We start from the raw sequence: 26,070 nt of genomic DNA, 5'->3' as shown, positions 1-26,070 counted from the left end.
ACACATAACCGGCAAATCAGGCGAATTTTTACATGCGTGAGGCGTAATTCCGGACACAAAAACCCCCGTGTAACCGTACACGGGGGTTTTGTCGGGCCGCAATATATAATGAAGCGGCAAACTACAGGAATATTTTCGCTCCCGGTCCCAACGGCAGATTGAAGGCCATAAAGACGATCAGCCACGCCGTCCAGACAACCAAAAACGCCAGCGCATAGGGGATCTGCGTCGCCATCAGCGTTCCCATGCCAGCCTTTTCGCCGTCCTTCAGATAACGCGCCATGATGCCCAGCATAACCGGCACATAATAGTTCAGCGGCGTCACGGCGTTGACGGAGCTTTCCCCAATCCGGTACGCGGCCTGCGTCAGCGCCGGCTCGTAGCCCAGCAGGCCGAACATCGGCACGAAGATCGGCGCCAGCACCAGCCATTTCGCCGACCCGCTGATAACGAACAGATCGACGATGGCGGACAGGAGGATGAGGGAAATCACCAGGGCGACGCCGGTGAAATGCATCGACTGCAGTAGGTTCGCCCCTTTGACCGCGATGACCGTCGCCAGATTCGTCTTGCCGAACCAGGCGACGAACTGGGCGGCGGCAAAAGCCGTCACGATAAAACTCAGAGAGCCGGCCAGGCCCTTGGACAGCAGATCGGAAACATCGCGCTCGCTCTTGATAGCGCCCTTGCCGATGCCGAACGCTATCCCCACCGAGAAGAAGAACAGGAACAAAATGGGGATAATGCCGGAAATAAACGGCGACTTGGGTATGAGGGTATGAGTCTTGGGATCGCGCAGCCAGCCGAACTCGGGCACCATCAACAATAGCAGCAGCAGCACATAAACGAGGGCCGCCACACCGGCGTACCTAAGCCCCTTGTTTTCCTCCGCCGTCACCTTGTGCTCGGCCGTATCGTCGGCCAAATCGCGCAGGTTCAATTTAGCCAGGCGGGGGGCCACCACCTTTTCGGCGACCAGCGTGCCGACAACCGTCAGAATAATGACCGAAGAACTCATGAAATAATAATTGATCAGCGGGTGGACCGCCGACTTGGCTGTCGCGGGAATAGAGCCGATAGCCGTTTGCGTGATGCCGGCGATCAGAGCGTCCGTACCTGCCGGCAGGAAATTCGCGCTGAACCCGGCGGCGGTGGCCGCAAACGCTACCGACATCCCCAGAATCGGGTTGCGGCCCATCCCGGCGTACACGGCCGCCGCCGCTGCGGGCACGAAAACCATCGCCGCGTCCGAAGCCAGATTGCCGTTGATGCCTACCAGAAAAATAGTCGCCGTGATTGCCCAGGGCGGTACCCCCAGCAAAATCTTGCGCACCAGCGCGCTCACGAACCCGGTCGCTTCCGACAGGCCCATCGCCAGCATCATAACCACGACAAGGCCCAGCGGCGGGAAATTGATAAAATTCTTGACCATGCTCGTAATAATATAGCGGAACCCGTCGGCGTTCATCAGGCTGACCACCTTCACGGCCACCAGCTTGCCGCCCTTGCCCAGGTAAGAAACCGCCGTGCCCTCGAACACCGCCGACACGACCAGAACGAACAAGGCCAGGAGAGAAAAGAGGACGAACGGGGTCGGGAACTTATTGCCGACAAACTCGATTACGTCAAGGGTCTTCTGGAACCAACTGGACTTTTCCGTTGGGGGAACGGGGTTTATCTGTCCGGTGTTTGACATAAGTACCTCCTTAAATCCATATTTTGAGTACTCCTGCCCCTACGCGGCCGAGCCATCACCCCCTGCGCCCCGACAGCCCGCGAGAGCGTCGACGGCAATCTGATAAAGGAGCTTTGCGCCTACCGGCAAGGCCGCCTCGTCAAGGCAAAAACCGGAATTATGCAACGCGGCGGCTTTTTCCCCCGCGGCGCTGCAGCCCAGCCAGAAAAATGCTCCTGGAATGCGCGTGAGATAATTGGCGAAATCCTCCGCCCCGAGTTCAGGCTTGACATCGGTATGGACCTGTTCCTTCCCCGCCACCCGGCACGCGGCGTCGATCACCGTCCGAGTCGGCCCGCTCCAGTTGTTCAGCACCGGATAACCCGGCTGGTGGTCCAGCGCGAAAGTGGCCCCATAAGCCTGCGCGATCCCGGCCAGCAGCTTCTTCATCTGAGCGGGTATCTCGCGGCGCGTCGCCTCGTCCAGCGTCCGGATCGTCCCTTCCATTACCACCTCTCTGGCGATAACGTTGTACCGTTCGCCGCCATGGATGGAGCCGATGGACAGGGTAGCCGTATCGACCGGATTCGTCTGGCGGCTGATAAGGTGGCTGAACGAATTGATAACCGCCGCGCCGACCGTGATCGCATCCACCCCCTGGTGGGGCTGGCCGGCGTGGGCCCCCTTGCCCATTATCCTCACCGTAAAGCGGTCCGAGGCCGCCATAAGGGCGCCCGGCTTCACGCCGACATGGCCGGTAGGCAAATCCGGCCACACGTGCAGCCCGAAAATCGCCGCCGCATCGTCCAAAAACCCCTCCCGCAGGATTAACTGCGCGCCGCCGACGGGATTGGCCTCCTCGGCCGGCTGGAAAACAAGCTTCACCGTTCCCGCCAGGCTTTCCCGGTTTCGGACCAGCAGCGCCGCCGCCCCCAGCAGCATCGCCATATGCGCGTCATGGCCGCAGGCGTGCATAACGCCCGGCGTCAGCGACCGGTACGGCGCATCCGGCTCCTCCTGGATGGGCAGGGCGTCCATATCCGCCCGCAAAGCGACCGTCGGCCCCGGCTTTCCGCCGGTAATCACGCCGCCCACGCCATGGTGGGTCCCAAAAGTCTCGGCCGCGATCCCCAGCTGCCGCAGACAGTCCGCGATCACCGCCGCCGTCCTCTTCTCCTCGCCGCTCAGCTCGGGATGCCGGTGGAAATCCCGCCGCAGCTCGGTCACCAGGCTTTCGAGGCTCTTCCCTAAAATATTGTCACGCATTCGAAATCACCTTTCGCAAATTGTCTCATGCCCTTTATATTCGGCCATTTTTGGACTTATCCTTTAATGCCGAAAGAAAAAAATGGAGTTTTGCAGTTAGTGCAAAGCTCCATCGCTTTTGACTCGTAGTAAAATATATTCTTGATATCACCGATTATACAATATATTTTAGGCAATTTAAAGTCATTTCCTAAATTAATCCGCGAAAAAATTTTGCCCGGCCTCCATCCCTAAGGCCGCGGGAGCAGTCTGTCCAGATTTACATTATACAGCTTGCGCGGCCGTCCCTTGCCGAAGCCTTCCTCGCCCGCCACCTCGGCCAGCCCGTTCGCCACCATGCTGGCGAGCAGGCGGCGGGTGCTGCGGGGCGTTATGCCCAGATAAGGAGCCAGATCGTCGGCATTTACCGTCGCGTGGTCCAGCTTGTCGCAGGCCGCGAAAATACGGTTCACGGTAGTCGCGCTGACATTCAGCTTGGCGGCCAGCTCGCGGAAAGCCGGTTCGTCGGCGCGGAGCGAATAGCGCAGATGGGTTGCCGAATTGAGCGGCCCGCACACCGTTTTATCGTCGAGCACGACCATCCATTTGCCTTTTCCGGCCCGCTGGGCCAGCCCCAGCGCGATATGGGCGTTCTCCTCCGCCGCATACGCGGTCGAGCCGAAGCCGATCCCGCCGCTCACCCCGACCACCAGCTCGCGGGTGACATCATCCAAAATCGGCATCACCGTAAACTGGCGGGTAAGCTCCTCCACCACCCCCCGGGTGGAATAAATGGTGTACTGCCCGTTACCGTGGAGGATGATCGAGCCCTTCACCGCCTCGGTATAATTGAGCAGCAGCTCATAAAGCCGCATTTCCGTCCGCTTGGCGGCATAGTTCGAAGCCGACTCGCGGATAAAATCCTCATAGCCGTCGATCGCGATATGCTGAATCGCTATCTGGCCGCCCTTGAACCGGGATGCCTCCACCTCGCTGATCGCGACCGACAGCATCGTCCGGATGGTGTCCCTGGTCGGCCAGATGCGGAACGCCGGCACCCCCAGCCCCCGCAGCTTCTGATAGCTCGACAAAAAGCACGTCACGGCCGCCTCGATCTTGCCGCTTTTCCACAGCTCATAGTGATAGTCGGCCACATCGCCGGCCGAAATGACCCCGTCGTATTCCAGCAGATAAAACCGCGGGATATCCGGGGATATATCGGCGAAGGCCTCCTCGATCTCCTTCTTGCTAAAGGTATCGAAGCTGATATTGTTTATCGGCAGCTTCTCGCTATTGGCGATCTGCACAAGCACGCGATAAAGGCTGGAGCCGGTGTGGGGAATATAGTACAAAGGCTTTTGCGTGTTCCCGGAAATAACCGCGCGGCAATACGGCACCTTGCCGGAAAACAGCCAAAAATCGATCTCGTTATCGTAGCGCCGGAGTATTTCCGGCACCTCCGACGCATCCTGGTAAATAATCGGGAACACCTTGAGCTGCGAGCCGCGCTCCTGAGCGACCTCGCTGATCAGTGCAACTGAATCGGCCGGGCCTACGACTGCGAGCCTGTTTTTATTCAATTGCACCACGCTCCTCCCCTTTTATCACCGCAATTATACCATAGGCAGGCCACTTGCGGGAAGGCTGTTCCGTTCGTGCAGCGCACTCCCGGCACCTGGAAATAGAGGAAATCCCCGCCTTTGCGGGGAAAGAGTCGCATAAGTCTTCTTGTCAGGTTGCAAAGAGCGCCGGCTATTTTAAGAAATGGAGGAGATAACGGTGAAAATTGCTGCCGCCGATTTTCTTGTACCGCCCGGCGATAAAGTCAGGCTCGGGAAGTGGCCGACGCTCGTCAGGCCCTATTACGAATCCAAAGAACAATACGAAGACCTGCTCGAAAAACATGTCAAAGGCCTGTGCTCGCTGCAGCGCCTTCATTACGCGTCCGGCCGCTACGCCTTATTGCTGATCTTCCAGGGCATGGACGCCGCCGGCAAGGACGGCACCATCCGCCATGTCATGACCGGGGTAAACCCGCAGGGCTGCGAGGTATTCAGCTTCAAACAGCCCAGCAGCGAAGAACTGAAGCACGATTTCCTCTGGCGGGCGGCGTGCCGCCTGCCGGAGCGCGGGCGGATCGGCATCTTCAACCGCTCCTACTACGAAGACGTGCTCGTGGTCCGCGTCCACCCCGCGCTCCTTCAAAACCAGGGGCTCCCCGACGAACTGCTCGACGAGAAAAGCATCTGGGAGGAGCGCTACCGCTCCATCGTCGACTTCGAAGGGCACCTCCACCGCAACGGCACCCGGGTTATCAAGTTCTATCTCCACCTGTCGCACGAAGAGCAGCGGCGGCGCTTCCTCGAACGCATCGACGACCCGGACAAGAATTGGAAGCTCAGCCCCGCCGACATTACCGAAAGGCGCTACTGGGACGACTACAAAGAAGCCTACGAGGCATGCCTGCAGGCGACGAGCACGCGGCACGCCCCCTGGTACGTAGTGCCGGCCGACGATAAGCGCAACGCGCGGCTGATCGTTTCGCAGATCATCGTCGATGCCCTCGACGACCTCCACATGGCCTATCCGAAAATCACCGCCGAGCGCCGGCGGGAGCTCGAATCCATCCGCAAGTCCCTCGAGGGCTGATAAAAGCCGCATCCCACCCATACCTAAAACCCGGTCTTAACGAGGCCGGGTTTTTCATCGCTTTGAGCCTTTTGCCTGCGCCTTTGCTGGCCAGTTTGGGTTCGCCACACGCTGCAGCGGCGTTGATGGACAAAGTGAGAGGTATAGGTCGCTGCAAGTGGCGGTATGCGCCGACGGCCTGCCGGCGACCGGGGGCGGCAGGACCGTGACCAGAGAAGGACTGGAGATCGGCATATGCGGCGCCGGCCTGTGGTAGGCGGGGGGCGAGGAGACCTAGCAGCGGCTGGAAGGTCTGAGGTGCAGGCGGCTGGCGACTCGCTGGGCTAAGCCGTCCGGGAGTAGGAACAAGCAGGAAGTAGGTTTTTTTTTACCGAATAGTGTAAAAAACGCCCCATCAATGCAAGCAGTAGGCGCAAAAGGCTTTTTACTGATGCGGATAATTAAGGAGGAACCACAGGAGGAGCGAAGACGATGAGCGATATACAGGCTACACCCCAAGATGAAAGCAAGCTCCTGACGCGGGTACAAGGCGGTCCGGCCGGTGTCCGCTCTGGCCAGAAGGCTTACTTAAATATATCCCCCGGGCCGCTGACCTGCAAAACCGACGTCGCCGGCCTGGCGTTTGACTTTAACTATGGGCTCAGGGTCAAGGTTCCGGAAGGCGACTGGCGGGTGCGGTTTATCGACCGGGACGCCCGCGTCACCCTTTTCGACAATATCGTTTCCGGCGATTACGCCATCAGCACAAAAAAATACTTCGTCAACTTCGGCCTGGAGGTGTACCGGGGCGACCGGCTGATCTTCTCCCACGACTATAGCCCTGCCGGCAAAAAGGTGCTTATCCAGTTCCCGGTGGGCACATTGGGGGATGCCATCGCCTGGTTTCCCTATGCCCAGGTCTTCAAGCACACTCATGACTGCCAGGTCTACTGCGCCATGGAGAAACACCTGGCCGAAGTCTTCGCCCCGTCGTACCCCGATCTGCATTTTGTCGGCCCGGACGAGCGGCCGGATGGCGTCTACGCCTCCTACTACCTGGGGGTCTTCCCCGGTGGCGATCGGGACCACCAGCCGGTGGACTGGCGGAGCGTCGGCCTTCAGAGAACCATTCCCTACCTTTTGGGCCTGCCGCCGGAGGAAGTGCGGCCGGTTGCCGCCCCTCGCTGCCTGGAGCGACCCGTCCCCGAGCCCTATGTCTGCATCGCCAGTCAGTCCACCGCTCAGGCCAAGTACTGGAACAATCCCGCCGGCTGGATGAACACCGTCAAACACCTGAAAGAGCGCGGCTACCGGGTGCTGTGCATCGACCGGGAACCACTGCACGGCCGCGGCAGCCGCTGGAACACCATCCCCTACGGGGCCGAGGACTTCACCGGCGACAAGCCCCTCACCGAGCGGGTCGATCTCCTCTATCACGCCGACTTCTTTGTCGGCCTGGCCAGCGGCCTCTCTTGGCTGGCCTGGGCCGCCGGCAAGCCTGTCGTCCTTATCAGCGGCTTCAGCCTGCCCACCATGGAGTTCTTCACTCCCTACCGGATTATCAACTACCATGTCTGCAACAGCTGCTTTTCCGACGGGGCCCTCGAATTCGATCACGAGGACTTCGCCTGGTGCCCCCGCCACAAGGACACCGACCGCCAGTTCGAATGCACCCGGGCCATCACCCCCGAGGCGGTCAACAGCGTCATCGACCGGCTGATGGCCGACCACGGCTTTGAGCCTAAGAGAGAGGAGATACCAAGATGAAAAAAAGCGAGAAACGCCGCCTGAGCCGCCAACAGAAGGTGTCTGCTCTGCTAGCCGTTGTCAATGCCCTCGGCAGCCTAGCCCCCCTGGCCGTCCCTGCGGCCGCTTCCTTAGCCGAACTGCCGCCGTCCCGGCGGCAGGAGGTGGACGCCGCCTGGCAGGCGGGCCTGGCCCGGGGCGGCCAGATTCTGGACAGCCTGTTGTTTTCCACTGCCTGTGCCGCGATAACATTGAGTAGTACTGCTACAGTCGTCGGGACAGTAAATGAGGGAATTGTATGGATTGGAGGAGGGCAGACGCTGTCTGTAGCCGGTAGCGGGAGCGTTATCAATGCGGCGGGGGTGGCAGTTGACGTAAATGCTGATCAATCGACCTTAACTGTCTACCCGGGCGGCAAGCTTTCCGGCGCGACGGATGGAGTCTCTTTCAACAATGTTAGCTCCAGTACGGCGACTCTGGCCGGCACCGTGACCGGCGGCGTGGCCGGTGTCGGCATCAGCGGCGGCGCCGCCAACGTCGTCACCATCAATGGCGGGACTGTCACCGGCGGCACCTACGGCATAGCCGACAGCGGCACCGCCAATGTCGTCAACATCGCCGGCGGCACCGTCACCGGCGGCACCGCCGCCCTGGCTCTCACCGGCGCCTCCGGCCAGGTGAACGTCACCGGCAATGCCGCCGTCGCCGGCGTCGTCCTAAACGGCACCGCCAACACCATGACCGTCGCCAGCGGCACGGTAAACGGCCTGGCGGTGGGGGGCAACGGCAACACCGTTAACGTGCAAAGCGCTGGCACTGTCATCCTCGCCGCCGGCTCGAACGTGGGCGGCACCGTAAACAACAGCGGCGCCATCAACCTCAGCGGCGCCACTGGCACGTTCACCCTTGCCAACCTGGCCCTCAGCGGAGGCGCGCTGACCTTCTCTCCCGGCCCCACCGCCGGCCGCCGCCTCAACCTCAGCACACTGTCCGGCTCCGGCAGTTTCAGCCTCTACACCAATCTGGCCAGCGGCTATGCCGACACCATCACCGTCACCGGCACAGCCAACGGCAGCCATCGGCTCTATATCACCGATACCGGCGGAGCAACCGGCTCAGGACAGATCGCAAAGGTCGTCGACCTGCCGGGCGGCAGCACTGCGACCTTCACCGGCGGCGGCGACGTGGGCGCTTACCGCTACACGGTGGTCAAAGGATCATATCTGTCCGCCTCTTTAGATGCCGAGGACTATTATTTCGCATATCCCGGTCCCTCCGCCACCTCGCAAGCGGCCATGAGCCTATCCGCCGGCACGATAATTGCGTGGTACGGAGAAATGAACGAAATCAAAAAACGCATGGGTGACCTGCGCATGGGCAGCCAGTCTTCCGACGACGTTTGGGCTCGCGCCTACGCCAGCAAATTTACCGTTAAGCCCGGTGTCTCCGGCGACGCCAGCCTGATCATGCGCGGCCTCGAGGTGGGCAAGGACAACCCTCAGTCCTTTACCGGCGGCAAAAAATACACCGGGTTCGTCCTTGGCAAAGGCAGGAGTGACGCCACTTATAATGCCGGCGGCAGCGGCACCACGGACAGCAACTACGCCGGGGCCTATGTCAGCTGGCTCAGGGACGACGGCAACTTCGTCGACATCATCGGCAAGTACAATTGGTTCAGCAACCGCTTCAACACGGCGAGCGACAGCGGTTCTTACCGCAATACCGGTTTCGGCCTGTCAGCCGAGATCGGCAAACGGTTCGATAAAGGAAACGGCACCTATATCGAGCCGGCGGCTGAACTGGGGGCCTTGTGGGCGGGTAAAGCATCGTACACCACGGCCAATGGCCTGCCGGTGGACACGCCGGCTGCGCAGTCGCTGCAGCTCAGACTGGGTGTCACCGCGGGCCGCAGTTGGAAGGGCGCCGACGGGGCGACCCGGCAGGTGTACGGCAAGGTGTCATGGGTTAACGAGTACAAGGGCGAGAGCACCACGAGGGTCGACGGCGCAGCTTTTGACTCAAATCTTAAGGGTCACCAGTGGGTGACTGGCATCGGCTTTGTCGAGGATAAAAAGCATTATCAGCTATTCATTGATGCCGAAAAATCCTGGGGCACGGCTGTCAGCAAGGAGTGGGGCTTCAACCTCGGCTGCCGCTGGAAGTTTTGAGAAAGCAGAAAAGCCGGGTTCGGGAGCTTTTGTGGAGGGGTTGGCGGGCCGGCAGCGACCGATTTCCAGCCGGGAAGGCTCGTGCGCATTCCTGTTTTAGGGGGATTTGCTAGCTCTCCCCTCGCCGCCACCAACCAAATCCGGAAATATTCTTCGTCTTCCCTGCTTTCTTTGTTTTACGCCAATACAAAAGATGACCTGCGGCATACAGGTCATCTTTTGTATTGCGCGCTTATTTAATCGTGTATATAGTCTATATTTATTCGTCCGGGTGCCGGTTGAGCAATGCTAACGCTCTTGCCCATTTGCAGTTTCCCCTTCTGATAGCCAATTATTTCGCGCAAATTATAGATTGGATGTTTACGATGGTTTTTCTACCAGGTATGATTATGATTAATCGGAAACTGGCGCAAGCCTATTTCCGGCTGACTAAAGGGAGTCGTGGGAATGATTGTCAGAATGGTATCTTTGCTTTTTGGTCTTTGTCTTTTCGGACTCGGTATCGTCTTAACCGTGAAAAGTAATATGGGGACAGGACCGTGGGATGCGTTTCACCTGGGATTGATCAATTATCTTCCTCTAACCCTTGGACAAGTAAGCCAGCTTACAGGGGTAATCGTTATTGCGCTGAGCGCACTGATGGGGATCCATCCCGGCTGGGGGACCATCGCCAACATGTATTTTATCGGGGTTTTCATTGATCTGTTTATGGCCAGCCCCTGGATTTCGGCTCCGCTTTTCTGGCCGGGACAGTTGGCGATGTTGCTGGGGGGAGTGCTGGTCATTGGCTGGGGCAGCTATTTTTACCTCACGGCGGCTTTGGGCGCCGGCCCCAGGGACAGCTTCATGGTAGGGGCTATTCACAAGACCGGGTGGCCGGTGTGGAAAGTGAGGACGATACTTGAAACGAGCGTCGCTGCCGCCGGTTATCTGCTAGGGGGGCCGATCGGTATCGGTACCTTGATCGTGGCCTTAACGCTGGGGCCTTCGATACAGCTAGCATTTACCGTCATGGGTAAACGGGTCCAGGATATCCGCCATGATTCGTTAATGAGTAAGCGACAATCTAGTGAACGAGTGTGAAGGGGACGGGGTAACTGACATTCCAACCTAAAGGTGTGTCAATAACTCCGTCCCCCAGTCTTTATTCGATGCCCTACACGACCTCCACATGGCCTATCCGAAAATCACCGCCGAGCGCAGGCGGGAGCTCGAATCCATCCGCAAGTCCCTGGAGGGCTAATTGATCTCTTGAGCCTTTTGCCTGCGCCTTCTGGTGCTTTGTGGCTCGCCACACGCTACGGCGGCGGTCTTACTAGGCTCGTCGCCGACAGCTAGCCGTACGCCGCTAACTGTCTCCTGACAGATAGCGGCTCGCTCGCCGTCCCTGGCTCGCGCCGGCTGCCGTTACCGGCTCTCTCGCCAAGTAGCGGCCGCCGCCTCGCTTCCGTGGCTTCACCCCAAAGCGCCAGCGGCGCAATCCTCAGCCAAGTGGGAAGGGTCCGACTTGCTTCGCCTCCACTATGCAAATCCGGAAGAGCCGCGCAGTACGCGGCTTTTTGCTGTTGATATGTTTTGATAGGGTTCGGGTATCTCCACAAGATGAAACCGGAAGCGTATGACTGATTTTGGAATTTAATAATATAGAAAAGACCACCTGCCATGATATAAAGGAACCATTCCCTTATAAATGTGTTAGGGAGTCAAATGAACACATATATTGCAAAGTATTCTTTTGTTAGTTAGTGGACTAAGCGTTTAATTGTTATGACAAATTTAAAAGAGTGTATGTAACTTTAAAAAATGAACATTGATGTATAGATGTGTTTTTTTGAAACGATTAATGATATAATGCAAATATAAAAGTGAATATATGTGAATAAGTTAATGAGGTGATAATGTTGTTTAAGTTTGAATACTTTAATCCTAGTTTAGGAACGATTACGGTATCTATAGCGGAATACGGACTGACTTTTAGTAGGGCTGCTGTTGAAGTAATGTCCAAACCTGACTATATTGTGTTAGCGTTCGATAAGGAAAAACAGGTTATAGGAGTAATTCCAACTAGTGAAAGTGAACCCAATAAAATAGAGTTTATTTCGAAATTAAAGAATGGCTATGTGCGTATTAATAATAAAGATTTCATTAGATTCTTAATGAGATACTTTCAGGATAGTTCAGAGATGTTTACTGGTAGAGCAATACGATATTTTTCGTATTGGGATGAAGATAATAAAGCCTTAATTGTTGATTTAAAACGCCCGTTGGATTCGAATGATGATGGTGGCAATGAAACTGATGAATAAAGTGTAATGGCGCGACGCGACGCAAATGATGAGGCTTGCAGGAGAGACGTGAATCACGAAAAAGATGTTGACAGACCAGACGTTCGTTCGTTATAATGGTAAGTGACAAAAAAGAGAAGAAGCCAACGCGGGAACGTTGGCTTCTTCCAGCCCCAAGAATCACCACTTAGGGCTGTTGTGGACTCGTAGGAGTCGGCTAAAATGTTAATAGCTATTAAGTATTTTACCATACGAACACGCTTTTTTGCAATACGGTGTGGAAGGAGATACGCGCTAAAAAACTTACACTGAATGAACGAAACTGTGAGCCGACGCAGATTCGAATATTAATTCGAGGAGGTCGCTCATGAAGTTTCCTGTATACAATGTTTATCGTGATTTTTTTGGATACCCTAAGGGTGATAGCCCGAGGAGAAGCTTACTGTACATACTATCTATCCGGGATACGATTGAAATCGTAAGACAAGTTTGTTATCAGAAGAATAGTAATCCGTTTTTGCACTATGAAGATCGAGTGCGCAAGAGTGGACTGACATCCAAATTCCTCAGGAATGCCAAGAGCTTTTTTCTGGCCTTGGAGCCAGACTATAATCTGACTTTTGCCGATGCGGAAATATGGGTCGCTCCTAAGCATCTTCAGTCTTGCCCTCGTGGAGGAGTATCTATTCCAGTTCCCTATCTCATTAGTAGCAAAAAAACGGAAATTATCACGCTCACTTTTGGTCGGCCGGAAAATATTACGCGCGAACTTCAGGTACTCAAGGGGCTGGCTCAGTATTTTAAGATTAATCCCCCTTGGCCGTCTGGGTATGATACGTTTTCTTACTGGGACTTGAGTACAGGTACTAAATCCAGCACCAATTTTTCAAACATCATCCCTGTTTCTAGTAGAGAAATCCTTAAGGTGTTAAACCATATGGTCGTAACCATTAATAAAAGCGCCTAAGACTAATATCGTTATGGTGGAGTGAAAAATATGGTAAGAAAAGTAAGAAGTGATTGTACCGTAGGTAATTTTGAAAAAACCCGTGGTTTGCCTCCAGGAACAGTTAGGAATCTAGATGGACGTGACACGAGGAGCGATAAGAAGATCGAAACTATCCGGAAGGAATCGGAGAAGAAGTAATGTAAAGGCCCCTAAAAGCTTGCTTTTAGGGGCCTTTATCCTTTACGCATCCTGCCGCCGCCCTGTTTTCTTTTAGGGCTTATATTGCTAAGAAGAACAAGAAAAAAGGCAAAGATATTAGATGACTTTAGCGATCAGCTGAACGAGATTAAAATACTTGCCGTTTTCAGCTTTCATCATTTCTATGTCTCCCGCAACAACGGGATGGTATGCGGAAAGCCATTCATCCCACGCCTGCTTGCAGCAAGCCATTTCGCGGATGTCAACCATTTCAATGCCCTTCTCCGCCCTCCATAGCTCCTTCCACCAGTCAAGAGAGTGTATGGTTCTTTCTATATCGTCATTCCAAAACGGCCGCATTTCCTCCGGGACATTTTCCCCAAACTCATATTTTAATCCGGGAACCGCCACGGCGACATAGCCGCCTTTTTTTATAAGAGGAATGATCGATGGGAGCATTTCCGCCGTATCTCCGAAATAATGATAGGCATCCACGCTAAACAACAGGTCAAAATATCCGTTTGCAAAAGGCAGCCCTTTGGTCGCGTCTACGGAAATCGGAACGGCCTTATCATCAATCCCGATGGATTGGAACCGCTCATAATTCTCAGTTGGTGAAATCCAAAGGTCGGCTGCGAAAACAGACGCACCGTATTTTTTTGTTAACAAAAGCGTGGAAAGACCGCACCCGCAGCCGAGGTCAAGTATCCGCATATTCTCATTGATGTTGAGGTGTGACGCCAATTCCTCGGATACCCGCATAGCATTCGGCCCCATCATAGTGGCCTTCAAAAACTCCACGTTATTATTATCAGAAATAAATTGGTTTGTGAATGTATACATATATACTCTTCCTTTCCGTTTTCAGCCTTACAGAAAGAAAATAAAAAGCGCAGTTTTATGCTACTGCGCTACAAATTACACCATTAAAGTAACGGATGCGTGTTCAATCTGTAAGGCAGTTTATGGCAACACAAATAAAAGCAGTACAACTGCTCGTTTAATGCCCTTAGCCTAAACTCTTACAGAACGACCGACATCAATTCACTCCTTCTTTCTTGAAGGTACTATATCATGGCACTATGAATTTTGCAAATTGCATTATACTACGTTCCCTTAATATTATAGGTCTGCTTCTCGATCTCATAAGTTCGAAGTAACAATACTTGCCCTGCGGCAGATCCCAGACGGCATTCGCCTCTGAGACCAGCATTAAGCCGCTGCGCTTAGGCCCTGCGCGCGTGGCCGCCAGCCCTCCTCCGGGCCTTCCAGAGACCGGCAGCCGGTTGCTGATAAAAGCGTTCTGGACGCAAGGAATAATCGTCGTCTTTACTGTCGAGTCAGCATATCGCCCGCCGATAATAAAACGAGGAGAGCACCGGCAACGGTGCTCTCCTTTTTGTTGGCGCGAAGCTTTATAGGCCCGCGTCCACGATATCGGCTACATGGTTGGCGATCGCCAGGCAGGCGGTCAGCCCCGGCGACTCGATGCCCACCAGATTGACGAGTCCCGGCAGGCCCCGCTCCGTCTCGTGGCGGATGATGAAATCGACCACCGCCCCGTTCGAGGATTTCAGCTTCGGCCGTACCCCCGCCATGTCCGGCGCCAGGTCCTCGCGCCCGATGAACGGCAGGTAGGCCGCCGCCGCCTGATAAAACTCCTCCAGGTGCTCCGGATCGACGTCATAGTCCTCCCGGTCGGTCACGTTCACCACGTTCGGCCCCAGGCGCGCCCGCCCGTCGAGGCTTTTGGTCACGTGCGTCCCCAGGCCCTTCAGCCCGTGGAGGGGCGGCGGGTAGATAAGATGATTCACAAGCTTCGACTTGCCCATCCCCACCGCGAAATACTCGCCCTTCACCGGGTTGATCTCATAGCCGGCGGCGGCCGTGTCGATGCCGCACATCGCCGCGATCTTGTCCGCGTAAAGCCCGGCGCAGTTTATCAGCCAGCGGCATTCGATCGCGTCCGTCTGGCCGTCCGGCCCCAGGAAGGTAACCTCGTAGCCGTCGGCCACCGGCTTGATGCCGGTCACCTCATGCTTATAGGCCAGCATCGCGTAATTGGCCGTCGCCAGATGTTCCAGCCGCGCCATCAGCTTGTGGGTGTCGATGATGCCGGTCGACTCGGAAAACAGCGCCGTCTCCACCTTTATATTCGGCTCCAGCTTCTTGGCCTCCGCGGCGTCCAGCCTGGTCAGCCCCGGCACCCCGTTGGCGACGCCCTGGGCGTACACCGCGTCGATCGCCTCGATCTCCGCCGCCTCGCTGGCCACGATCAGCTTGCCGATCCGCTGGAAAGGAACCTCGTGCTGTTCGCAAAACTCGTACAACAGCCGGTTTCCGGCCACGCACAGCTTCGCCTTCAGGCTGCCGGTCGGATAATACATCCCGGCATGGATTACCTCGCTGTTGCGGCTTGAAGTGTCCTGGCCGAACTTACCGTGGCGCTCCAGGACGATAGTGGCCAGCTCGTCCTGCCGGCGGGCGATTTCCGCCGCCACGGCCAGGCCGACGACCCCCGCGCCGACAATCGCGATATCAAGTTTTTCCAATGTCGCACCCCCTTCGGATACAACTCTTTTCGCGATAATCCGCCCGGTATCCTTCCTGAGTGCCAAACAACGAAAAAATGCCATAATAAGGACGTATTTACATTTTTTTGTCGCAGATCGACCGCATTTCCGCTTAAGATTTTTCCCCAGATTACGACAATATATAGTAGCAGATAAATATCCGGTTTCCAGGGACGGACCGGCAAACGCCACGGAGGGATGTGAACGCGGTGAACCCCAATCAGCGTAAATTCCGCCGCATAAACTTCAAAACGATCATGACCGCCGTAGGCTTCACCACGCCCAAGGGCGTAAGTCTGCGGCGCAACTATCCGTTGCCCCTCGAAGACATCAGCGCCGGCGGCCTGCGTTACACAAGCAAATTCGCCCTCCCGGTCGGCACCAGGCTTGACCTCGTATTTCAGCTCGCCGACCGCAAAGTGCGGGGCACTGTAGAAGTCGTCCGTTCGATCAAAAACAAATCCGGCTCCTATGACATCGGCTGTCAGTTCGTCTCCATCAACCCCGTCACCCAGGAAGACATCATCAAATTCGTCACCCTCTCCTCGGTGCGCGACACGCAGCCCAGCTCCTTCTATACCCTGAAGGAAAACGCCAGCCCCGTCAACCAGCCCATCACCTGCATCAACTGCCGCTGCGCCGACTGCGCCGACAAGGAAACCTGCCGCGCCTGCTACAAGCCAAGCTGCGGAAAACGCTTCTGCCGCATGTACCGGCCCGCGCGCCAGGATCTCAGACGCAAACTGTGAAGCCGACAAGCCGGGTGCAACTCCCGGCTTATTAATTTGCGGCCGGCAGGATTATCGCCGGCCTTTAGGGAATATTCAGTTTACGCAAAAAACTACCTGAGGTGAACCATGCCGCCTGCGCGACAGCTAACCTGCATCTTGGGCCTCGCCCTGCTCCTCGTCTGCTCCCCGGCCAACGCCTCCCCCGAGAGGACCGGCGGAGCGGCCCAAACCGCCTCGCAGACCAACGGCCAAAGCTTCTACGACCGCATCATGAACATCCTGAAACAATCTCCGAAACCGGAGCCTACGCCGGCTCAGGCCGCCAAAGCCGTCAAAGGCCACACCCCCATCTTCGGCCAGGCCGAGATTTCCAAGGAACAGATGGTGACCTTTATCCGCCGCCACAACCCGATGCCCAAAATTAACGTCGCCTTGGAAGAACTCGTCAACCTGTACTGGGAGGAAGCCGGCCATGAGGGCATCCGTCCCGACCTCGCCCTCGCCCAGGCCATCCTCGAAACCGGCTACTTCCGGTTCGGCGGCGACGTGCTGCCCTCACAAAACAACTTCGCCGGCATCGGCACCACCGGCGGCGGCCCTCGCGGCGCCACGTTCGAGTCCGCCCGCCTCGGCGTGCGGGCCCACGTCCAGCACCTCCTCGCCTACACCACCGCCCGCGAACCGCTCAAACCGATCATCGACCCGCGCTACAACCTCGTCCGCGCCATCCCCCGCTATTTCGCCCAGTGCCCGACCTGGGAGAGCCTCGGCGGAAAATGGGCCATACCCGGGGTCGGCTATGGCGAAAAAATCGTTAAAATCGTTGCCCAAATAAAAGGCGACGGGCAATAGCCCGTCGCCTGCGCCATTGTCAGACCATCCGCCAGGGTTGACGTCAGGGAAAATGTCAGGGTAAACGTCAGATTATGTCAGTGATTTGTCAGGGGCGACTCCGCGCTCGCCGCCACCGCGAAATACCACCGCCGGGCGATGCGGGTGTGCCTCTTAAGGTCCGCCGCCAGCCGCCGCTGCTGGTTTCGCGACAACCCCTCCCAGCTCAAATAACCGCTATAAATGCCCACAACCCGCGCCACATCAGGCTCGGAATACCCTAGGTGCCTAAGCACCGCCAGCTCGGCTGCGATGTCCGCCGCGTAGTCCATCGTTCGCCTCCCCCCCAGGCCGCGCCGTTGTTTTCGCTGCTTCACGGCTTTGCCGCCGCGGCCGTTTCCGGACCGCGCTTTACTATAGTGTGTCCTTGCAGCGTAAAAAAGCTGCTTTTTTTCTTCCCCGGCGTTACTTTTCCGCTTGGGCGGCGTTTAAGAGAATGACTGGCAAAAGAACGCCCCGCAAGCATGATTTCGCCGCCTGGTGGGAAGATTGAAAAAGCGTTCAGTTTCTCCAGGTGGTGAGTTGAGGTGTCGGACGAGAAGATGCTCATAGACCAGGCGCAGCAAGGAAACAAGGCGGCGCTTGAGACGCTTGTTGCCCGGTACTGGCAGCCGGTGTTCCGGCTGGCCTGCCTTAAAACCGCCAACAGCGAGGACGCCCAGGAGATAACGCAGGAGACTTTTCTGAAGGCGTTTAGGGCTTTGCCGGGCTACCGGGAGACGGGCGCGTCATTTAAAACATATCTGGGCCGGATCGCTCTCAACCTGATAACCGACCACTGGCGCAGGAAGGGACGGTCGCCGCAGGTCGTTGCGCTGGCCGACTTCCAGGAGCCGCTCGCCGACCCTGCCCCGCTGCCGGAGGACAGCGCGCTGTCCAAGGAGCGGCGGGAGGACATCGCACGGCTGGTGGCCATGCTGCCCGCCGAGCAGCGTCAGGCGGTGGAACTGAGAATATTTGCCGCCTTGACCCTCCAGGAAACCGCCAAGCTGATGGGCAAGTCGGAGGCGGCGGTGAAGATGCTCCAGCAACGGGCTTTGAAGAATTTGCGCCGCTTGTTCCTGGAACATGGGATCAGCGGCTAGGAGGTGAACACGATAGGCCTTAAGGAAAACGAGAAACTTACCGAACTGTCGGCGGCGCTCGACGCGCTGAACCGCGGCCAAATGCCCGCCGGCGGCGACGAGGAGACGAAGGAGCTGGCCCGCGTGGCGCTTCTCCTCAAACGGACCGGCCCGCCGCCGGCCGTGGTGGCTGCGCTGGTGGACAAAGTGGGCGACGAACTGGCCGCGAAGCGGAAACGGCGCCGGCTGTGGCTGACCTCGGGGGCTGCCGGCACCGCGGCAGCCGCGGTGCTCGTGTTTGCCTTCAACCTCGGCCCGTCGGCACCGCCTCAGCCGCAGATGACCCTTCCGCCCGCCGGTAGTGTCGTGATCGAAAGCATACCGGCTCCGCAGCCGGCGGCCGATAATGCCGCCGGGGCGGCTAAGGCCGGCAGGGTCAAAAATGAGCCTGCGGCGGCAAAACGGCCGCCGCAGGTTGCGGACAGCCTTCCCGCCCAGGAGGGGTCGGCGCCGGGGGCCGCTGCCGGCAGCGGCCGGAGCGGGCCGCGGACGATGCTGGCCAAGGTTCCGGAGAAAACGGCGGAGCCGGCAACGGAGAAACCGGCGTCGCCACCGGGGAGCGGCTTCCTCGCCTGGCCCGGCCGTCAGCCGGAGAAAACGGCGGTGGATGAGGGAGCCGAAACCGTACGCCGGGTTTACGGCCACGGTGACGAGGCGATCGTCATTACCCAGCGTAAGGCGGCGACGCCGGACGCGGTAAAAGCGTCCGCCCACGCGGCGGCGGTCGCCCCGCCTGATGGCGCCGCCAAGGGTAAGGCCAACCGGGTGACGGTGACTATCAAAGATATGGTCGTAACGGTGGAAGGAAATCTGCCGGAGGACGAATTGCAGAAAATCGCCCGGTCGCTGGAGTAGGACCGGGCGATTTCCTTTTTTTCCGCCGTTACTTTTTACGGGCGGCGAACGTTTGATAACATGATGTGACTGTGCAGTCAATTGAAGAGGAGGTAGAGGAATTTGAACAAATACGGCAAGATTACTTATAGTATCGCCGCCCTGGCGCTGCTGGCGGGAGCGGTGGCGACGCTGGCCATGCCGGACGAAGCGGCGGCCAAGTGGTTGGGTTTCACGCAGCGTTACGGCCAACGGCTTGAGGCGGTCGCCCATGCCGAACCGGCGCCGGCGCCTGTCCGGGCGGCGGTCGAAACGGAGTCCGACGAAGCGGTCGCAACTGTGGAGGTAGGCGGCGAAGCGGCCGTTACCGGGCCCGACGGTAAAACGGCCCGGGTAATTGTCGAAGACGCGGCCGACGATACCAAGGTGATCAAGATCGACGAGGGTGAAGCGGGCAAGCTTCAGGCCACGGCCGACGAAGGCCGTCAGTCCTGGCTTCTCGACCCCGTCCAGGTAGTTAAGAGGAGCGCTGCCGACTATGGTTTTTCCGCCGAGCGCGATACCTTTACCCTCGTTTCCCAGCTTTACAAGGGTGCGCGGTCGGGAACCGGCGAGGCTCAGGTACTGGTCGGCCACGACAGCCGGTTCTTTCTCGTCAAGCTGATTCAGCCGGCAGGTCCGGGTACGCATAATATATGGCAGGTCGCCGCGGTCCGCCAGGTCAGGGCCGTGGTCCGCGACGAAAAACCCGATGTGGGGCCAGGCGTGGCAGGACTCGACTACGCCAAAATCATAAAGTGGCAGCAGGCGGTTGATGCCGGCCGCGACCAGTGGCGCCTCGATCCGCTGGAGGTGGCGAAACGCGAAGGCAAGAGCTATTACGGCTTTGGTGACGACGACACCTTTACCGTTGTCAACAGGCGCAGCGCCACCCCTCTTGCGCGACACGGGCAGGTGGACGTGGCGGTGAAGCACGGGGATAAAGTTTACAAGATGATCGTCGTGCGGCCGTTTGGCGGCGGCGGGGCGATCTGGACGACCTACAGGGTCGACGGGCCGGTTACCGCGCCGGTTCCGCAGCCGCCCGCCGGCAAGGTGATTTTCCGAACGGATGAATATAAAGGCTGGAACTGGTACAAAGGCGCGTACCCGGGCGATATGGCGATGGCGGTCATCACCGACTACGCCCAGGCTGGAAAAGACGGCCGTATCCCTGAAGCGGTCCTGGCCCGGGCGAAGGCTGTCGACTATGACGAGAAAGTGGTCCTGTTCGCTTACCTGGGGAGCGGCGGCGGAGCCGACGCGATCGGTATCGAAAAGGTGACGTTGACCGGCAACGCCCTGACTGTTACTGTGCGCACCAGGAGCGTCAAGCCGGGCGAGATGGAGACCAGAAATCTTACCGCTCCGTCAGACTACGTCGCTATCGACCGCAAGTATGTCGATGTGTGGGGCGGCGTGAATGTGACCTTCGTTGACCAGCGCGGCAACGAACTGGCCAAAACCAAAGTGTCGATAAATCACAATCCCCATAATCGCTAGAAGACGCCGTCGGCGGCTTACGACGGAATGCCCCACAGGATGGCGGTGGCCGCCCAGGTATAGCCTGTTCCCGCCCCCAGCATGACGGCCAGGTCGCCGTCCTTCAGGCGGCCGAGTCTGGCTGCCTCGGAAAGGGCGATATAGGCGTCCGCCGATTGGCAGTGTCCGTAGTCTTCGAGGATGAAGGAGTTATCCTCCGTCAGGCCAAAGTGGTCGAGAATGTGGGTCAGGATAGAACGTTTCATGAAAATCGGCGCGATGAACTTGATGTCGGCGGCCCTGTAGCCGCTTTTTTCCGCGGCCTTGGCGATCACGGCGAGGAAGTTGTTCAGACTGACGGGGTCGAGCCGCTCTTTCATCGACTGGGGGTCGCGGACATCGAGGTTGCGCTGCGGGTAGTCGAGTGTTTCCGTCCGGTAGTAGTTGCGGGAGCCGACCCCGTAGCAGGCGACGTCTTCGGCGAACTGCCCGTCGGTGATCATGTGGGTCCCCAGAATCCGGTTGGCGGGATGGCCTTTTACCAGCAGGGCGGCGGCCGCGCCGTCCCCGAAGTTGAACATGAAGCGGGCGCGGGGATTGTCAAGAGCGACGAGGTCGGTTTCCTTGGAGGAGGAGACGAGCAGCACGTTGCGCAGTTCGGGATTGCAGAGCATCATGCTTTTGAGGATATTGAGCGATAATACGCCGGCCGAACAGAGGGAATGGATTTCGAAGGCGTTGGCGTTTTTCGCGCCGATGGCGTGCTGCACTTTGGCGGCGAGGTTGAACAGGTAATAGTCTTTATATTCGCTGCCGCAGTACACGACAAGATCGAGGTCGGCAGGGTCGATGCCGGCAAGGATTTTGCGGGCGGCCTGGATGGCCATGTCGGAGACGTGTTCGTCCGGTCCGGCTTTGTGTCGTTGCTTGATGCCGAATTTTTGCTCGATGGTTTCGCAGGGGATGCCCGATTTTTCGGCGATTACCCGGCTGTCTTGAACGGTTTCGGGAACGTAGATTTGTATGTCTTTTATGCCGACGAAGTTGTTGTCCATCTTCCGCTCCTTAATCTTCGGGCTGTCCGTACAGGGCGATTACCCGGGAATTTTCGATTTTGCCGACGTTGTTTTTGGGCAGGTCGTCGACGAACCTAATATAGCGCGGCACTTTATAGCGGGCCAGTTTGTCGCTCAGGAAGGCGAGGACCTTTTCCCTGGTCAGTGTGTGGCCGGGGCGCAGGGAAATGATCGCTTTGCCGACTTCTCCCCATTTTTCGTCCGGGACGCCGATCACGCATGCTTCGTATATTTCCGGCAGCTCATAAAGTAATCTTTCGATTTCGGGCGGGAAGACGTTTTCGCCGCCGCTGATGAACATGTTCTTTTTCCGGCCGACGATGTAATAGTAGCCGTCCTTGTCGCGCCTGGCCATATCGCCGGTGTAGATCCAGCCGTCGCGCAGCGTTTTGTTCGTCTCGGCTTCGTTGTCCCAGTAGCCGCTGAAAATCTGCGGTCCGCTCCAGACGAGCTCGCCGACCTGGTCGTCGCCGAGTTCGTTGCCGGCGTCATCGACGATTTTGGCGAGGGTGAAGTACATCGGTTTGCCAACAGAGGCGTATTTTTCCCGGATAACGTCCCGGGTTATGAACTCGGCCGGCACGGATAGGTTGTTGGGGCCGGCCTCGGTCATGCCGTAGCCGAGCACGAAGCGGATGCCTCTGTCCCAGAATTTCTCCATGATGTTGACGGGGGTGGGCGCGGCCCCGGCCATTATCCATTTGACGGAGGAGAAGTCGGTGGCGGCGAATTCGGGCTGGTCGATCATCATGCGGAAGATGGTCGCGGCGCCGAATACGAAGGTGGGCTTTTCTCTGCCGATGATTTTCAGGGCGGTCTTGGGGTCGAACTGCTTGTTGATAAGCAGGCGGCCGCCCGCATGGAGAAGGGGCAGGGTCAGCAGGTTCCAGCCGCCGGTGTGGAAGAGGGGCAGCAGCAGGTGGGCGCTGTCGGTATGGGAGACGCCCCAGGTGATTATCTCGTTCATGGCGTTGAAAAGCATGGCGCCGTGGGAGATCATGCCGCCTTTGGGGAGGCCGGTCGTGCCGCCGGTGTGGATGATAAGGTGGGTGTCGTCGAGGGAAAGGCCGGGGCAACTGCGCGGGGTGGGATCGCCGTCGGCCATGATTTCTTCGTAATTGGGGTCTGGCAGGGATTCCCGGGTATCGGGCAGGACGACGTAATGTTTGATGCTGGCTTTCGTTTTGAGGGCGGCGACTATTTTGGCGAACGTGTCCTCGTAAAAGAGCACACAAGGCTTTTCGCTTGCGACGAGCTGGGCCAGTTCGTCGACCGACAGCCTGGCATTATAGGGGACGAGAACGGTTCCGGTTTTTCCGGTGGCGTAGTAGGCGTCGAAAAGCTCGATGCGGTTCCGTGACAAAAAGGCGATCCGGTCGCCTTTGGCGACGGCCAGCCTGGCGGCGAGGTGGTTGGCGAGGATGTTGGCCCGTCGATCGAGCTCGCGGTAGGTGTAGCGGACGTCGTTGTCGAGGTCGTGGATCGCTTCCTTGTCGGGCGAGGTTCTCGCCCGGAAGTAGGCGTAATTTCCGACCCAAGTCTGGAGTTCCATGGCTGTGCCTCCTTGTGAAGGTGATCGCCGGCCGGCGGGGCCTGGGGACGGCCGGTGGCTGACTTTGGCGATCGGTGTTATAATAGGTTTACGGTTGTGGTGAAAGCGGGGTAGAAACATTTGGCTAGCGTCAATCTGCCGAAGACGGCGAAAGGACAGGAAACGCTGGAGAAAATATGCCGCGCGGCGGAACAGCTTTTCGCCGAAAAGGGATATTACAACACGTCGGTCGTCGATATCACGGCCGCGGCTTCAGTGGCGCCCGGAACCTTCTACATATATTTCGAGGACAAGATCAGTGTTTTTCGCTATTTACTCGAGAACCTCGGCCATACGCTGCGCAGGGAGATAGAAATCGCCGCGACCGGCTGCGCGACCCGCTATGACCAGGAGTATATCGGTTTCAAAACTTTCTTCGATTTTGTCAGCAAGCACCGCGGTTTGTATAAGATAATCTGGGAAGCGCAGTTTGTCGATAACGATCTGTTCCGCGATTACTATGAAAAGTTCGCCGAGCGATATGTGTCGAAGCTCAAGGCCGCCCAGAAGGCGGGCGAGATGACGGATATCGATCCCCGTATCCTGGCATACAGCCTGATCGGGATATCGAATTTCATCGGTCTCAAATGGATAATCTTCGACGGCAAGCCAGTGCCGGACGAGGTTATCCACGAGATCATGAGGTTTATCCGCCGGGGTGCGTTTAGTACCTGATAACGGTTTAGCTTTTTTGTATGCGGGAGCGGGTTCGCCGAAGCGGTCGGCGAACCCGTTTTTTTATTTGTCGGAGGCCGGCGGGGTGAAGAAGAGTTTGTCCCGGTCGACCGGGGCGTTGGCGCCGGCCGTCTGCAAGGCTTGTATAACTCTGGCCATGTTGGCGGCCGCGTATTTTATGATTTCGATTCCTTCCAGGTCGCGGTCGGCGTCGATGGCTCCCTTGGCGCCGGCCACGCCGACGTTCCAGTACATCGAGCCGGGAATGATCATGTCATTGATGAAGTACCACAGCAGGAGCTCGGCGAAGGCAAAGGTTTGCCCGGCCCGTCGCGCCACGGTCACCGGCGCGCCGACCTTGCCCGACAGCATCCTTCCCGAGGCCCTGGCGGAGAAGGTGACCCGCTCCAGCAGGGAGGCCAACAGGCCCGTGGGCTTGCTTACGTATACCGGCGAGCCGACGATGATGGCGTCGGCGGCCTGCATCCGCGCGAAAATTTCTTCGAAGTCGTCCTGCTGGACACAGGCCTTGTGCTCCAGGCAGCCGTAGCAGCCTTTGCAGGGCAGAATCCGTTTGTCGCCCAGCCAGAGGAATTCGGTCTCGATTCCTTTGGCCGCCAGTTCTGACAGGAAGAGCCGGAGATAATATTCGGTATTGCCGTTTTTCCGCGGCGAGCCGCACACCGCCAACGCTTTCATCTATATATCCCTCCTGCGTGGAATTTGGTGATCTAGAGGAGCATTTCGGCAGGCCGGCAGCTTCACCTGCCGGTAGCCTGGGCGGCCGGCAGCGGGCCGGCCGGGTTTTTCTTTTCCCGGATGCCGAGAAAGATTATGGCGGAGGAGATAAGGCAGGAGAAGGCCAGCAGCTTGAAGGCCGCGTCATAGTTGCCGCCCGTCCAGTCGATGACGAGTCCAAGGGCGAACGGGGCTACGAGACCGCCCAGTTGTCCGCCGGTGTTGACGAAGCCGCTGCCGGAGCCCATAAGGTTTTCGGGCAGGTAGATGACGGGCAGCGCCCAGATGGAGCCGAGGGCCATGAAAAGGAAGCCGGCTGCCAGGCTTTGGTACAGGGTGGCGTATTCCACCGAGGGCGTGGTGTAGAACAGGTACAGGCAGAAGGCGCCGACGAGCTCGGCGGCGATGACCAGGTAGCGTCGGCGGCCACGGAAGAATTTGTCGGACATCCAGCCGGACAACAGCATGCCGACGGTGGCCACGAAGAAGGGGATGGAGGCGGCGATGGACATTTTCGCCAGCGTGAGGCCGCGCACTTTTACAAGGTAGGTGGGCAGCCAGGTCATGTAGCCCCAGATGGGGACGGTCAGGAAGAATACGCCGAAGAACATGACCCAGATACGCGGCTCCTGGATAAGTTCCCAGAAGGACGCCTTGGGAGCGATGCTTTGTTCCATGCCTGCGGCGGCCGCTTCGTCCGCGGCCCGCTGTTCTTTGATGAGCCGGACCTCCTCGGCCGAGATTCCCGGGTACTCTTCCGGCTTGTCGACGATGTAGCGCCAACTGATATAGACGCAAACGATGCCGAGCGCGCCCAGGATATAGAAAACGGCGCGCCAGCCGTAAGCGGCGATGAGCGGGGCCACCAGCAGCGGCGTGATGGCCGGGCCTAAAGTTGTCGAGGTCAGGACGCAGGAGTTGGCGGTGCCGCGGTCTTTTTTGCTGAACCAGCTGCCGACGATTTTCCATACCGGGCCGGGGAAAACGCCTTCGCCGGCCCCGAACACGAAGCGGACTATGAGCATTTGGGTGATATTGGATACCATGCCGGTGAAAGCCGTGAACAGCGACCACACCGCCAGGGCGCTTGTGATTACCCGCCGGGCGCCGAATTTGTCGGCCAGCCAGCCGCCCGGAATTTGGCAGCCGGCGTAACCGATGAAAAAGGCGCTCAGGATGCCGCCAAGCGCTGTGGCCGACAGGTTGAACTCTTTGCCGATATACGGGAGCGCCATGCTGATGGCCATACGGTCGAGCCAGGCCACGAAATAACAAAAAAGTACGGCGATGATGACCTTTGTGCTTGTTTTCAATTGTTTCATCCCCTTTCTAATCGCTCGGTCGTCTTGTTTGGCAGACTATGGACGTCCTAAATAAAATACCGCCGGGCCACTCCCCTCCTCTTTGTAAGGGCGCTTAACA

22 protein-coding genes are annotated in these 26,070 nt (G+C 57.9%); 12 read left to right on the top strand and 10 right to left on the bottom strand.

What is annotated here, in order from left to right; genetic code table 11:
* Positions 1–121 precede the first annotated feature (121 nt).
* The 3 genes from Q4T40_18290 to Q4T40_18280 form a co-directional block, all read right to left on the bottom strand.
* Positions 122–1,696 (bottom strand): AbgT family transporter, encoded by a 1,575-nt coding sequence (locus tag Q4T40_18290; GenBank protein ID MDT8903189.1) that lies wholly within the window; start codon positions 1,694–1,696, stop codon positions 122–124.
* 39 nt (positions 1,697–1,735) lie between these two features.
* Positions 1,736–2,941 carry an amidohydrolase gene (locus Q4T40_18285; protein MDT8903188.1) on the bottom strand — a complete coding sequence of 402 codons (1,206 nt, stop codon included), beginning with the start codon at positions 2,939–2,941 and terminating at the stop codon, positions 1,736–1,738.
* Positions 2,942–3,171: 230 nt separating this feature from the next.
* The gene (locus Q4T40_18280; protein ID MDT8903187.1) at positions 3,172–4,506 is read right to left on the bottom strand and encodes a GTP cyclohydrolase; all 1,335 of its coding nucleotides are present in this window, start codon (positions 4,504–4,506) and stop codon (positions 3,172–3,174) included.
* Between the two features lie 193 nt (positions 4,507–4,699).
* On the opposite strand from Q4T40_18280, the gene Q4T40_18275 reads away from it, so the two are divergent.
* The 6 genes from Q4T40_18275 to Q4T40_18250 all read left to right on the top strand — a co-directional run bounded on the left by Q4T40_18275 (position 4,700) and on the right by Q4T40_18250 (position 12,714).
* Positions 4,700–5,569 carry a polyphosphate kinase 2 family protein gene (locus Q4T40_18275; protein MDT8903186.1) on the top strand — a complete coding sequence of 290 codons (870 nt, stop codon included), beginning with the start codon at positions 4,700–4,702 and terminating at the stop codon, positions 5,567–5,569.
* Positions 5,570–6,040: 471 nt separating this feature from the next.
* A complete protein-coding gene (locus Q4T40_18270; protein ID MDT8903185.1) occupies positions 6,041–7,315 on the top strand; it encodes an autotransporter strand-loop-strand O-heptosyltransferase in 1,275 nt (424 codons plus the stop codon).
* A complete protein-coding gene (locus Q4T40_18265; GenBank protein MDT8903184.1) occupies positions 7,312–9,462 on the top strand; it encodes an autotransporter outer membrane beta-barrel domain-containing protein in 2,151 nt (716 codons plus the stop codon). The genes Q4T40_18270 and Q4T40_18265 overlap by 4 nt, the downstream gene beginning before the upstream one ends.
* 447 nt (positions 9,463–9,909) lie before the next feature.
* Complete coding sequence (locus Q4T40_18260; protein ID MDT8903183.1) at positions 9,910–10,545, top strand: membrane protein; 636 nt, start codon at positions 9,910–9,912, stop codon at positions 10,543–10,545.
* 815 nt (positions 10,546–11,360) lie between these two features.
* The gene (locus Q4T40_18255; GenBank protein MDT8903182.1) at positions 11,361–11,768 is read left to right on the top strand and encodes a hypothetical protein; all 408 of its coding nucleotides are present in this window, start codon (positions 11,361–11,363) and stop codon (positions 11,766–11,768) included.
* 346 nt (positions 11,769–12,114) lie between these two features.
* A complete protein-coding gene (locus Q4T40_18250) occupies positions 12,115–12,714 on the top strand; it encodes a hypothetical protein (GenBank protein MDT8903181.1) in 600 nt (199 codons plus the stop codon).
* Between the two features lie 297 nt (positions 12,715–13,011).
* On the opposite strand, the gene Q4T40_18245 is transcribed toward Q4T40_18250, so the two are convergent.
* Together Q4T40_18245 and Q4T40_18240 are read right to left on the bottom strand one after the other, a co-directional pair.
* Positions 13,012–13,737 carry a methyltransferase domain-containing protein gene (locus Q4T40_18245; GenBank protein ID MDT8903180.1) on the bottom strand — a complete coding sequence of 242 codons (726 nt, stop codon included), beginning with the start codon at positions 13,735–13,737 and terminating at the stop codon, positions 13,012–13,014.
* Positions 13,738–14,309: 572 nt separating this feature from the next.
* A complete protein-coding gene (locus tag Q4T40_18240) occupies positions 14,310–15,446 on the bottom strand; it encodes an NAD(P)/FAD-dependent oxidoreductase (protein ID MDT8903179.1) in 1,137 nt (378 codons plus the stop codon).
* Positions 15,447–15,676: 230 nt separating this feature from the next.
* Between Q4T40_18240 and Q4T40_18235 the strand changes: the two genes are divergently transcribed.
* Together Q4T40_18235 and Q4T40_18230 are read left to right on the top strand one after the other, a co-directional pair.
* Complete coding sequence (locus Q4T40_18235) at positions 15,677–16,216, top strand: PilZ domain-containing protein (GenBank protein ID MDT8903178.1); 540 nt, start codon at positions 15,677–15,679, stop codon at positions 16,214–16,216.
* 108 nt (positions 16,217–16,324) lie between these two features.
* A complete protein-coding gene (locus tag Q4T40_18230) occupies positions 16,325–17,050 on the top strand; it encodes a glucosaminidase domain-containing protein (protein ID MDT8903177.1) in 726 nt (241 codons plus the stop codon).
* A gap of 77 nt (positions 17,051–17,127) precedes the next feature.
* On the opposite strand, the gene Q4T40_18225 is transcribed toward Q4T40_18230, so the two are convergent.
* Positions 17,128–17,361 carry a hypothetical protein gene (locus Q4T40_18225; GenBank protein ID MDT8903176.1) on the bottom strand — a complete coding sequence of 78 codons (234 nt, stop codon included), beginning with the start codon at positions 17,359–17,361 and terminating at the stop codon, positions 17,128–17,130.
* A 255-nt stretch (positions 17,362–17,616) separates the two neighbouring features.
* Here Q4T40_18225 and Q4T40_18220 point away from each other — a divergent pair, with 255 nt between their 5' ends.
* From Q4T40_18220 to Q4T40_18210, 3 genes are all read left to right on the top strand, one after another.
* Positions 17,617–18,174, top strand: a complete 558-nt coding sequence (locus Q4T40_18220; GenBank protein MDT8903175.1) for an RNA polymerase sigma factor — start codon at positions 17,617–17,619, stop codon at positions 18,172–18,174.
* 3 nt (positions 18,175–18,177) lie between these two features.
* Positions 18,178–19,068 (top strand): hypothetical protein, encoded by an 891-nt coding sequence (locus Q4T40_18215; GenBank protein MDT8903174.1) that lies wholly within the window; start codon positions 18,178–18,180, stop codon positions 19,066–19,068.
* Positions 19,069–19,170: 102 nt separating this feature from the next.
* Complete coding sequence (locus Q4T40_18210; GenBank protein ID MDT8903173.1) at positions 19,171–20,589, top strand: hypothetical protein; 1,419 nt, start codon at positions 19,171–19,173, stop codon at positions 20,587–20,589.
* Positions 20,590–20,606: 17 nt separating this feature from the next.
* On the opposite strand, the gene Q4T40_18205 is transcribed toward Q4T40_18210, so the two are convergent.
* Positions 20,607–21,623 carry a 3-oxoacyl-ACP synthase gene (locus tag Q4T40_18205; GenBank protein ID MDT8903172.1) on the bottom strand — a complete coding sequence of 339 codons (1,017 nt, stop codon included), beginning with the start codon at positions 21,621–21,623 and terminating at the stop codon, positions 20,607–20,609.
* Positions 21,624–21,633: 10 nt separating this feature from the next.
* Positions 21,634–23,196 (bottom strand): AMP-binding protein, encoded by a 1,563-nt coding sequence (locus tag Q4T40_18200; protein ID MDT8903171.1) that lies wholly within the window; start codon positions 23,194–23,196, stop codon positions 21,634–21,636.
* A 120-nt stretch (positions 23,197–23,316) separates the two neighbouring features.
* On the opposite strand from Q4T40_18200, the gene Q4T40_18195 reads away from it, so the two are divergent.
* Complete coding sequence (locus tag Q4T40_18195; GenBank protein ID MDT8903170.1) at positions 23,317–23,910, top strand: TetR/AcrR family transcriptional regulator; 594 nt, start codon at positions 23,317–23,319, stop codon at positions 23,908–23,910.
* Positions 23,911–23,973: 63 nt separating this feature from the next.
* Here Q4T40_18195 and Q4T40_18190 read toward each other — a convergent pair whose 3' ends face one another.
* Positions 23,974–24,609 carry a flavodoxin family protein gene (locus tag Q4T40_18190; protein ID MDT8903169.1) on the bottom strand — a complete coding sequence of 212 codons (636 nt, stop codon included), beginning with the start codon at positions 24,607–24,609 and terminating at the stop codon, positions 23,974–23,976.
* A gap of 62 nt (positions 24,610–24,671) precedes the next feature.
* The gene (locus tag Q4T40_18185; GenBank protein ID MDT8903168.1) at positions 24,672–25,961 is read right to left on the bottom strand and encodes an MFS transporter; all 1,290 of its coding nucleotides are present in this window, start codon (positions 25,959–25,961) and stop codon (positions 24,672–24,674) included.
* Between the last annotated feature and the right edge of the window lie 109 nt (positions 25,962–26,070).

This window comes from Selenomonadales bacterium 4137-cl, from assembly GCA_032334055.1.
Classification (GTDB): domain Bacteria; phylum Bacillota; class Negativicutes; order Sporomusales; family UBA7701; genus Anaeroselena; species Anaeroselena agilis.
This window is presented reverse-complemented; position numbering and strand designations above follow the sequence as displayed.

What these genes read in the sequence shown, in the direction of transcription:
- Q4T40_18290 (MDT8903189.1), bottom strand. Translation starts at nt 1,696, where the DNA reads ATGTCAAACACCGGACAGATAAACCCCGTTCCCCCAACGGAAAAGTCC.
- Q4T40_18190 (MDT8903169.1), bottom strand. Translation starts at nt 24,609, where the DNA reads ATGAAAGCGTTGGCGGTGTGCGGCTCGCCGCGGAAAAACGGCAATACC.
- Q4T40_18230 (MDT8903177.1), top strand. Translation starts at nt 16,325, where the DNA reads ATGCCGCCTGCGCGACAGCTAACCTGCATCTTGGGCCTCGCCCTGCTC.
- Q4T40_18265 (MDT8903184.1), top strand. Translation starts at nt 7,312, where the DNA reads ATGAAAAAAAGCGAGAAACGCCGCCTGAGCCGCCAACAGAAGGTGTCT.
- Q4T40_18205 (MDT8903172.1), bottom strand. Translation starts at nt 21,623, where the DNA reads ATGGACAACAACTTCGTCGGCATAAAAGACATACAAATCTACGTTCCC.
- Q4T40_18260 (MDT8903183.1), top strand. Translation starts at nt 9,910, where the DNA reads ATGATTGTCAGAATGGTATCTTTGCTTTTTGGTCTTTGTCTTTTCGGA.
- Q4T40_18250 (MDT8903181.1), top strand. Translation starts at nt 12,115, where the DNA reads ATGAAGTTTCCTGTATACAATGTTTATCGTGATTTTTTTGGATACCCT.
- Q4T40_18270 (MDT8903185.1), top strand. Translation starts at nt 6,041, where the DNA reads ATGAGCGATATACAGGCTACACCCCAAGATGAAAGCAAGCTCCTGACG.
- Q4T40_18200 (MDT8903171.1), bottom strand. Translation starts at nt 23,196, where the DNA reads ATGGAACTCCAGACTTGGGTCGGAAATTACGCCTACTTCCGGGCGAGA.
- Q4T40_18245 (MDT8903180.1), bottom strand. Translation starts at nt 13,737, where the DNA reads ATGTATACATTCACAAACCAATTTATTTCTGATAATAATAACGTGGAG.
- Q4T40_18225 (MDT8903176.1), bottom strand. Translation starts at nt 17,361, where the DNA reads ATGGACTACGCGGCGGACATCGCAGCCGAGCTGGCGGTGCTTAGGCAC.
- Q4T40_18285 (MDT8903188.1), bottom strand. Translation starts at nt 2,941, where the DNA reads ATGCGTGACAATATTTTAGGGAAGAGCCTCGAAAGCCTGGTGACCGAG.
- Q4T40_18255 (MDT8903182.1), top strand. Translation starts at nt 11,361, where the DNA reads ATGTTGTTTAAGTTTGAATACTTTAATCCTAGTTTAGGAACGATTACG.